The sequence below is a fragment of the Protofrankia sp. CiP1_Cm_nod3 genome (assembly GCF_982290655.1).
In genome coordinates this window covers 17549-26266 of sequence record NZ_CEVIVD010000051.1, presented here as the reverse complement: position 1 = coordinate 26266, position 8718 = coordinate 17549, and the positions used below count along the sequence as shown (strand labels likewise).

Sequence of the window (8718 nt, the reverse complement as noted above, 5' to 3'; positions counted from 1 at the left end):
TCAGCCACGAGGGGCGTAGCGCACAACGCCGTCCTCGGCGGTGGCCGCCACCAGCTGGCCGTGTTCCACCAGCAGGTCGAGGTGCGCCTCGATCTCGAGAACGGCCAGCGTCTGGCTGGTCGTGTCGAGTTCGTCCAGCCGCCGTTCCCGGCGGGTCCAGCGCATCGCCGACGCGACCTGGAACGCCGTCTCGGCGCCCGCGCGGACATTGCGGGCGGCGCTGTCCAGACGTGCCTCGTGGTGGGCCAGCAGTTCCTCGACCCGCCGGTGCACGCTGGTGGTGACCGGGCCGTGCGCGGGCAGCAGCAGCGTGTCGGGCAGGCCGCCCATCAGCCGCAGCGACTGCAGGAAGCTGCGCAGCGGCGACGGTTCGGGCGCCCACTCGAACCCCAGTGATGGGGTGATGTGCGGTAACACGTGGTCGCCGGCGAACAGCAGGCCGTTGGCATTGTCACGAAGCACCACGTGGCCGCGGGTGTGCCCGGGGGTGGCGAGGACGTCGAGCCTGCGCTTCGCCAGGCCGACGACGTCGCCGTCGTCGAGCCAGCTGTCGGGGGTGCCCCACGGCGCGTCCTGCGAGTGGTCCGTCTCGTGCAGCAGGTATCGGGCGTAGCGTTCGGCCAGCTCGGGGGCGCCGCAGCGCAGCAGCATCGCGATCTGTGGACGGGCGAGGACCTCGGTTTCCCCGCCGGCGTGTATCGAGTGGCGCTCCTCCCGGCCGATGCTGACCTTTGTCCCGAACCGCGCGCGCAGGGCGAGGGCCTGGGTGTAGTGGTCGTGGTGCGCATGGGTCACCACCACGCGGGAGACGTCGTCGAGCTGGTAGCCGAGCGTGCCCAGGGCGGTGACCAGCGCGGATTCGGTGGACGGCATGGCCCAGCCGGAGTCCACCACGACCAGGCCGTCGTCGTCCGGCACGACGTAGACGTTCACGGCGCGCAGACCGCTGTACGGCAGTGGGAGCGGGATGCGGTAGACCCCGGCCGCCACGGGATGCGCGCCGGGCTCCGTCCAGTCGTCGGGCTGTTCGTTCGGCGGCGGTGGCACGCACGTCTCCTCGATCGGTTCTTCGGCCGGCGGCCGCGACGCTCTCGGCCTATCCAGCGTCATCCATCTAAATATAATTAGAATTAATATATTTTACTGTGCCGACCGGCCGCCCGTCTCCCGCCGCGCCAGTTCCCCCCGGCGGGACGCGAACGGCCCGAGACGCAAGTGATCATTGTCTTCCGTCCGCTGCCCGGTCCGTTGTCGACGACGGGCATCCCCGCCCCGGGGCCGATGTTCCGCCGGCCCGGCCGGCCACGCTCATCACCTCCCTGGCCGGTCGGCCTGCCCGGGCCGGGAGGTTCTGTTGGACGTCGAGTCGCGCAGGCTGGAGGCCGAGCAGCACTGGTCCGCGATCGAGGAGGCCTACGCCCGGATCCAGCGGGAGGATCCGGCGGGCTGGCAGGGATACCTCGATGAGCCGGGCAGCTGGGAGTCCGGTACCAGCGGCACCGACGAGCCGGCCTCGCTGGAATGGCCGGAGTTCAACCGTTGAGGGTCCGCCGTGGCGATGCAGGAGCTTCGCCGGTTGGGCATGATCAGAGCGCGATGACGGTGACCGCTTCGTCCAGCCCGTGGAAGCCGTCGGCGTTGCGGGTGTACAGGGCCGAAGCTGGAGCCAGTGGAAGGTAGCGAATCTATGTCCTGAAGTAGCTATTATGAGCAGGAAAAATGCAGCTCTTGCTACTGTAAGTCACAACGTGTGCCCCCGGCAGGATTCGAACCTGCGCACCTGCCTCCGGAGGGCAGTGCTCTATCCCCTGAGCTACGGGGGCTCCGGGGCTGCGGCTCTTACCGTACCAGGCCCGTGGGGGTGGTCATCCGGCCGGGTAGCCGTAAGCTCCGGATGTGTACTGCGAAGCCCCGCGCGTCCTCGTCGTGGATGACGACGCCGTGATCCGCCAGCTTGTGGTGGTCAACCTCGAGCTGGAGGGCTTCGAGGTGTACACCGCGGTCGACGGTTTCGACTGTCTGGAGCGGGTCCGGTCCGTCGCGCCGCATGTGATCACATTGGACGTCATGATGCCGCACCTGGACGGCTGGGACGTGGTTGCCCGCCTGCGCGAGGATCCCGCCACGGCGGACATCGCGGTGGTCCTGCTGTCCGCGCGCGCCCAGGCCGCGGACCTCAGGCGTGGGGAACGGCTCGGGGTGGACTACTACCTCACCAAGCCCTTCGACCCGGACGAGCTGATCGGGGTCGTGCGCCGGCTCGCCGCCGGCCGCGGCCAGCCCGTCTGAGGTCACGACCGGCCCGTCCGGGGTTCGGCGGCCGGCCGGGGCCGGTGCGCGCCGATAGCATCACGCCATGACTCCGGCCGATCTCGCGGAAACCCTGCGGGCCATCGTTCGCGATCTTGTCGCGGACGACGAGCTCGACGTGGAGGTACCCGCGATGGTGCCGGTCGCACGTCCCAGGGCCGCGGGGCATGGTGACTACGCCACCCCGCTCGCCCTCCGGCTCGCCCGGCCGGCGCGTCGGCCGCCGCGGGAGATCGCGGAGGCGGTCGCGGCCCGGCTGCGTCTGGACCGGGCGGTGTCCGCTGTCGATGTCGCCGCCGGCGGCTTCCTCAACATCCGGCTGGCGAGTGACGCCCTCGGCGAGATCGCCCGGACGGTCGTGCGCGCGGGCGACGGCTATGTCCGCGACATCGCGGCCCGGGACGTCGCGGCCCAAGACGCCGCGGTCCGTGGTGCCGCGGGCGACGGTGTCGTGCCCGGTTTCCGGCGGCCGGACAGCGACGACGATCAGGCGGGCCGCCGTGACGGCGGCGATCACGTCGGCGGCGGGCGCACCGCCACTGGTTCGATCGCCGGCCCCGCCGACCTGGCTGGCCCCGCCGACCTGGCTGGCCTCGCCGACCTGGCTGGTCTGGCCGGCTTGGTGAACGCGGTCGGGGCGGACGCGGCCCGTTATTCGCTCGCCCGCCTCCCACCGGGCAGCGTCGGTGTGCGCGACATCGACCTCGACGTCATTGCCAGGCGGGCCAACGACAGCCCGGTTTTCCGCGTCCAGTATGCTCATGCACGTATTTGTCTGCTGCTGCGCAATGCCGGGCAGTTGGGGCTGGGGGTGGATGTCGAGGGCGCGGACGTGTCCCTGCTGACCCATCCGCGCGAGGGCGATCTGCTGCGGGCGCTGGGTGATCTGCCGAGGGCCGTCGCGGCGGTGGCTGAGCCGTGGGCACCGTACCGGGTCGCGCGTTACCTCGAAGAGCTCGCCGATACCTACCATTGTTTCCAGGGGGCATGCGAGGTGCTGCCCCGGGGCGACGACGCGGCAGGGGCGCTCACCGGGGCGCGGCTGCTGCTCGCCGACGCGACCAGGATCGTGCTTGCCGGTGGCCTCCACCTGCTGGGCGTGTCGGCTCCGACGAGGATGTGACTGTCGTGCGTGACCAGGCCCGTTCGCCCGTCCACCAGCCGGTACCCGCCGGTGGCTGTGCCGGCACGTCCACGATCGGCAGGGCCAGGCCCACGGCCGGCAGGGGCACGTCCACGATCGGCAGGGGCATGCTGGGGCAGGCCACGGGGAGAAGCTCCGGTGAGGAATCCGCGATGAGGAACCGGCGATGATGAGGATTGCGCTGCTGGGGTGTGGTGTGGTCGGCAGTGACGTCGTTCGGCTGCTGCACACCCATGCCGAAGATCTCGCCGCCCGGGTGGGCACGCCCCTGGAGCTGGCCGGCGTGGCCGTCCGCCGCCCGTCCATCGCGCGCGACCTCCCGGTCGATCCGGCGGTTTTCACCGGGGACGCGGCGGCGCTGGCGACCCGGGACGACATCGACATCGTCGTGGAGGTGGTCGGCGGCATCGAACCGGCCCGCGGCTGGCTGCTCGCCGCGCTGCGCGCGGGCAAGTCGGTGGTGACGGCGAACAAGGCGCTGCTGGCCACCCACGGCGCGGCGCTGTACGACGCCGCCGCCGCGCACGGCGTGGACCTCTACTACGAGGCGGCGGTCGCCGGCGCGATCCCGCTGCTGCGCCCGCTGCGGGAGAGCCTCGCCGGTGACCGGGTCCGCCGGGTGCTCGGCATCGTCAACGGCACCACCAACTACATCCTCACCCGGATGGACGAGACCGGTGCCGGCTTCGCCGAGGCCCTTGAGGAGGCGGCCGCGCTCGGGTACGCCGAGGCCGACCCGAGCGCGGACATCGACGGCTTCGACGCCGCCGCGAAGGCGGCGATCATCGCGCAGCTGGCGTTCCACACCCGGGTGACCCTGGACGACGTCCACCGGGAGGGCATCGGTGACGTCACCGCCGCGGACATCGCCAGCGCCCGCGCCATGGGCTGCACGGTGAAGGCGCTCGCCATCGCCGAACGGTCGGTGGAGGCACCCGGAGTGAGTGTGCGCGTGCACCCGGCGATGATCCCGCGGACGCATCCGCTGGCGGCGGTCCGGGAGGCGTTCAACGCCGTGTTCGTCGAGGCGGAGGCGGCCGGTCAGCTGATGTTCTACGGCCGTGGGGCCGGTGGCTCGCCCACGGCGTCCGCGGTGCTCGGCGACCTGGTCGCGGTGGCGCGCAACCGGCTGGCCGGCCGGCGTGGCCCGGGGGAGTCCGCCTACGCGGCCCTGCCCGTCCTGCCGATGGGCGCGACCGTGACGCGCTACCACATCAACCTGGACGTGACGGACAAGACCGGGGTGCTCGCCTCGGTCGCCGCCGCGTTCGCGCGCCAGGACGTGTCCATCCAGAGCGTCCGCCAGGACGGTCACGGCGACGACGCGAGTCTGGTCCTGATCACGCATGCGGCCACCGACGCGGCCCTGTCCGCGACCGTCGAGGAGCTGCGGGAACTGGACGTCGTCCGCGCCGTCGCGAGCGTGATGCGGGTCGAGGGAGGTGAGCTGTGACGACAACATCGCGTGCCGCGACGGTGCCGGTGGGGTCGCCTGCGGCGACGGTGCCGGTGGGGTCGCCTGCGGCACGGGCAGCCGTGCCGCAGGCGGTCGCGGGCCCCGCCGCCGAGGCGGCGCGGGCCGCCAGGACGCGCCGGGTGTGGCGGGGAGTGATCGAGGAGTACCGGGACCGGCTCCCGGTCTCCGCGGACACGCCGGTGGTCTCTCTCCGGGAGGGCGGGACCCCGCTGCTGCCCGCGGCTCACCTGTCCGAGCTGACCGGCTGCGAGGTCCATCTCAAGGTCGAGGGTGCCAACCCGACCGGTTCGTTCAAGGACCGTGGGATGACGATGGCCATCAGCCGTGCGGTCGAGGCGGGTTCCCAGGCGGTGATCTGCGCGTCCACCGGCAACACCAGTGCCAGCGCCGCCGCGTACGCCGCTCGTGCCGGGCTGACCTGCGCCGTGCTGGTGCCGGACGGCAAGATCGCGATGGGGAAGCTGGCGCAGGCCCTTGTCCACGGGGCCCGTCTGCTGCAGCTCGACGGCTCCTTCGACGACTGCCTGCGGGTCGCCCGCGAGCTCGCGGACACCTTCCCGGTCACCCTCGTCAACTCGGTGAACCCGTTCCGCCTGGAGGGGCAGAAGACCGCTTCCTTCGAGATCGTCGAAGATCTGGGCTCGGCTCCCGACGTCCACTGCCTGCCGGTCGGAAATGCGGGGAATATCACAGCTTACTGGCGCGGCTACGTCGAGGAGGACGCGCGCAGCGGCGCCGGCCGGCCCCGCATGCACGGTTTCCAGGCGGCCGGTGCCGCCCCCATCGTGCGCGGCAGCGTGGTGGACCGGCCGCAGACGATCGCCACCGCGATCCGGATCGGCAACCCCGCGTCGTGGGACCTTGCCGTGCGGGCCCGGGACGACTCCGGCGGCGGGATCGACGCGGTGACCGACCGGCAGATCCTCGCGGCCTACCGGCTCCTCGCGCATCGCGAGGGCGTCTTCGTCGAGCCCTCCAGCGCGGCGAGCGTCGCCGGGCTGCTGCAGGCCCGGGCCGCGGGCCGGGTCGAGGCCGGCGAGCGGGTGGTGTGCACCGTGACGGGCAACGGGCTGAAGGACCCCGAGTGGGCGATCAGCGGGGCGGCCAGGCCGGTGACCATACCGGCGACGGTGGCGGCCGCGGCCACGGCGCTCGACCTGCACGGGTCGTGAACCACCCGGCGGCGTCACCGCTGCTGACCGTGCCCCGGACGGGCCAGACGGCCCGGGTGCGGGTACCGGCGACCAGCGCCAACCTCGGCCCGGGCTTCGACGCCTGTGGTCTCGCCCTCGGCCTGTACGACGAGCTCACCGTCACCGTCACCGGCGCCGGTCTGTCGATCGAGGTGGCCGGTGAGGACGACGGCGCCCGCGACGAGACCCATCTGGTCGTCCGCGCCCTGCGGGCCGGTTTCGCCGCGGCCGGTACCACTCCGGCCGGGCTCCGGCTGGCCTGCGTCAACCGCATCCCGCACGGCCGGGGCCTGGGCTCGTCGGCCGCGGCGATCGTGGGCGGCCTGCTGGCGGCGAGCGCGCTGGGCGGCGGCCGGCCGGGCATCCCGGAGGCCTTCGCGCTCGCCTGTCGGCTCGAGGGGCATCCGGACAACGTCGCCGCCGCCCTCTACGGCGGTTTCACCATCGCCTGGCACGACGGCGACGGCCCGCCGCGGGTGGCCCGTACCGACCCGCCCGAGGACCTGCGGCCGGTCGTGTTCGTGCCCGCCCGCCGCCAGTCGACGGCACAGTCACGGGTGGCGCTGCCGGCGAGGGTGCCCCACGCGGACGCGGCGATGAGCGCCGGGCGGGCCGCGCTGCTGGCGATGGCGATGTCGGGAAACCCGTGGGCGATGCCGGGAAACCCGCGGCCCCGCCCCGGTGGGGCCGGTAGCGCCGCGGAGGCCTCCCCGCAAACGCCCGGGCCGGAAAACGGCGGCCGCGTCGCTGCCGGCCCGAGGGACGGCCAGCCGCGTGGCGACGGGCGGAACGGGTGTCCCGGCCTCGCCGGTGACCGGCCGGCCGGCTTTCCCGCCGGAACGCCGGCCGGGAGCCAGACCGGGAGTCAACAACGCGTCCGGCCGGGCGCTGTGTCCTGGCGGGACGCGCTGCTGGCGGCCGTCGACGACCGGCTGCACCAGCCCTACCGGCTGCCGTCCATGCCCGAGACCAGCGGTCTGCTCGCCCGGCTGCGGGCGGCGGGGCTGGCGGCCGTCCTGTCGGGTTCCGGACCGACGGTGCTGGCGCTGGCCGTCGACGAGGACCAGGCCGCCCTCGCGCGGGCCTGTGCCGGCGGGGATTTCAGCGTGTTCGACCTGCCCGTCGACCGGGACGGGGCGCAGGCCAGGCTCGTCGTCGGCTGACGGCCCGGCCGCTGCCGCCGCTGCCGCGGCCGGTGGGGAATCCTCCACAGCTTCCCGAGCGACAGGCGCCGATGTGTCCGTTCCGCGCGTGGCACGTCTGTCCGGCATGCTCCGTAAGTCCGGTGGACGCTCCTCACGAGTACGGCACATCGGCTGAAATGGCCCCGGCCCGGGCGGGAAACGGATGACTCCGAAGCAATACGCCGGCAAGGATGTTGCCCAGGTGACTGCGTCTGGATAGTCTGGTGGCTGCACCCGCTGCTGCCGCGGCGCGTGCTCGCCCGCCGGTGCCACCGGCTCCTCGTAGCCGGAACCTGGTACCGGACTTGGTGCCTCAGCCTCGTCATCGAAGCCTCGGCCAGCACCGGTCAAGTCCTCAGCGGGACAGACGAGTTCGCACGCGGTACTCAGCCGTTGGCGCCGTCATGGGCGCTCTGCCTGCCCACCGGTGCTGAATATCGTTTCCATGTGGGATGCCCAGGCGAAGAAGGTCAACAAGTATCACCCGGCTTCCGTAAGCCGGTCCCTTCAGGGAAGGAACATCTTGAGCGACACCACCGACGTGCTGCCTGACAGCGCACGTGAGTCTGCGGGGTCACAGACACCGACGTCGTCCGTGGACACCGGCTCCACGCGACGCCGGCGCTCAGGCACCGGCCTTTCGGCCATGCTGCTACCGGAGTTGCAGGCCATGGCGGCTTCGTTGGGTATCCAGGGCGTGGGACGTCTGCGAAAGGGGCAGCTCATCGCGGCGATCCAGAACGTGCAGGCTCCCAGCGGCCAGGCCGACGACGCCCCGGCCGGGACGCCGGGCGCCGCGGCCGTCCCCGCCGCGCAGCCGGAGCCGGCCGCCGGCCCCACCGGCGCGCCAGCACCGGCCGTGAGCACGAGCGCGCCGGCCGAGGCGCCCACGCGTGGACGCAGCCGTCGGGCCGCCTCCCGTGGGTCGGGCAGCCCGTCCAGAGCCCCGGCGGAGCAGACGAGCCTGACCGACGTCCTGCCTGGCCCCGGGCAGGCTCAGCCCGCCGCCGCGGCCGCCCCCGAGGCGACGAGCGGTGCCGGCCGCACGCGGGCCGCCGGCACGCCGGAAGCCGTTGTGGCACCGGCCGCGGCCGAGCCCGTCGCCGTGGCGGAGAGCACTCCCCCCCCTTCGATACCCAGCGTGACGGACGCGCCGGTGGTCGCCGTGCCGGCCGAGACGGCCAGCCTTCCCCGCCCGTCGGAGAACGGCAACGCCCGGGCCCGCGAGGACAGGCGTGACCGTCAGCAGTCGGATAGCGACCGTTCGCCGACCGAGCGTCCCGCGTCCGGTGAACGCCAGGGGCGCCAGCAGGGCGACCGCCCGAGCGGCGACCGCCAGGGACGTGGCTCTTCCGACCGTGCCTCTTCCGACCGTGGCCAGTCCGACCGTGGCTCTTCCGACCGTGGCCA

Annotated in this window: 8 protein-coding genes and 1 tRNA gene; 7 read left to right on the top strand and 2 right to left on the bottom strand. The window is 73.0% G+C overall.

The window, feature by feature from the left end:
* Entirely contained in the window at positions 1–1047 is a 1047-nt protein-coding gene (locus AC5LUJ_RS12120; protein ID WP_250286277.1) for an MBL fold metallo-hydrolase, read from the bottom strand.
* A 307-nt stretch (positions 1048–1354) separates the two neighbouring features.
* Here AC5LUJ_RS12120 and AC5LUJ_RS12115 point away from each other — a divergent pair, with 307 nt between their 5' ends.
* Positions 1355–1543: a hypothetical protein gene (locus AC5LUJ_RS12115; RefSeq protein WP_250286279.1), complete on the top strand. Its 189-nt coding sequence runs from the start codon at positions 1355–1357 to the stop codon at positions 1541–1543.
* Positions 1544–1751: 208 nt separating this feature from the next.
* Here AC5LUJ_RS12115 and AC5LUJ_RS12110 read toward each other — a convergent pair.
* A tRNA-Arg gene (locus AC5LUJ_RS12110) sits at positions 1752–1823 on the bottom strand.
* Positions 1824–1896: 73 nt separating this feature from the next.
* Between AC5LUJ_RS12110 and AC5LUJ_RS12105 the strand changes: the two genes are divergently transcribed.
* The 6 genes from AC5LUJ_RS12105 to AC5LUJ_RS12080 all read left to right on the top strand — a co-directional run.
* The gene (locus AC5LUJ_RS12105) at positions 1897–2289 is read left to right on the top strand and encodes a response regulator transcription factor (RefSeq protein WP_445548535.1); all 393 of its coding nucleotides are present in this window, start codon (positions 1897–1899) and stop codon (positions 2287–2289) included.
* A gap of 67 nt (positions 2290–2356) precedes the next feature.
* Positions 2357–3433: a DALR anticodon-binding domain-containing protein gene (locus AC5LUJ_RS12100; protein ID WP_493464953.1), complete on the top strand. Its 1077-nt coding sequence runs from the start codon at positions 2357–2359 to the stop codon at positions 3431–3433.
* A gap of 190 nt (positions 3434–3623) precedes the next feature.
* Positions 3624–4907 (top strand): homoserine dehydrogenase, encoded by a 1284-nt coding sequence (locus tag AC5LUJ_RS12095; protein ID WP_250286292.1) that lies wholly within the window; start codon positions 3624–3626, stop codon positions 4905–4907.
* On the top strand, positions 4904–6103 hold the full coding sequence (thrC, locus tag AC5LUJ_RS12090) for a threonine synthase (protein WP_250286284.1): 1200 nt from the start codon (positions 4904–4906) through the stop codon (positions 6101–6103). The genes AC5LUJ_RS12095 and thrC overlap by 4 nt, the downstream gene beginning before the upstream one ends.
* Complete coding sequence (locus AC5LUJ_RS12085; protein WP_250286287.1) at positions 6100–7287, top strand: homoserine kinase; 1188 nt, start codon at positions 6100–6102, stop codon at positions 7285–7287. The genes thrC and AC5LUJ_RS12085 overlap by 4 nt, the downstream gene beginning before the upstream one ends.
* Positions 7288–7978: 691 nt before the next feature.
* Positions 7979–8718, top strand: a 740-nt coding sequence (locus AC5LUJ_RS12080) for a Rho termination factor N-terminal domain-containing protein (protein ID WP_493464952.1), incomplete at its 3' end; no start/stop codon positions are given.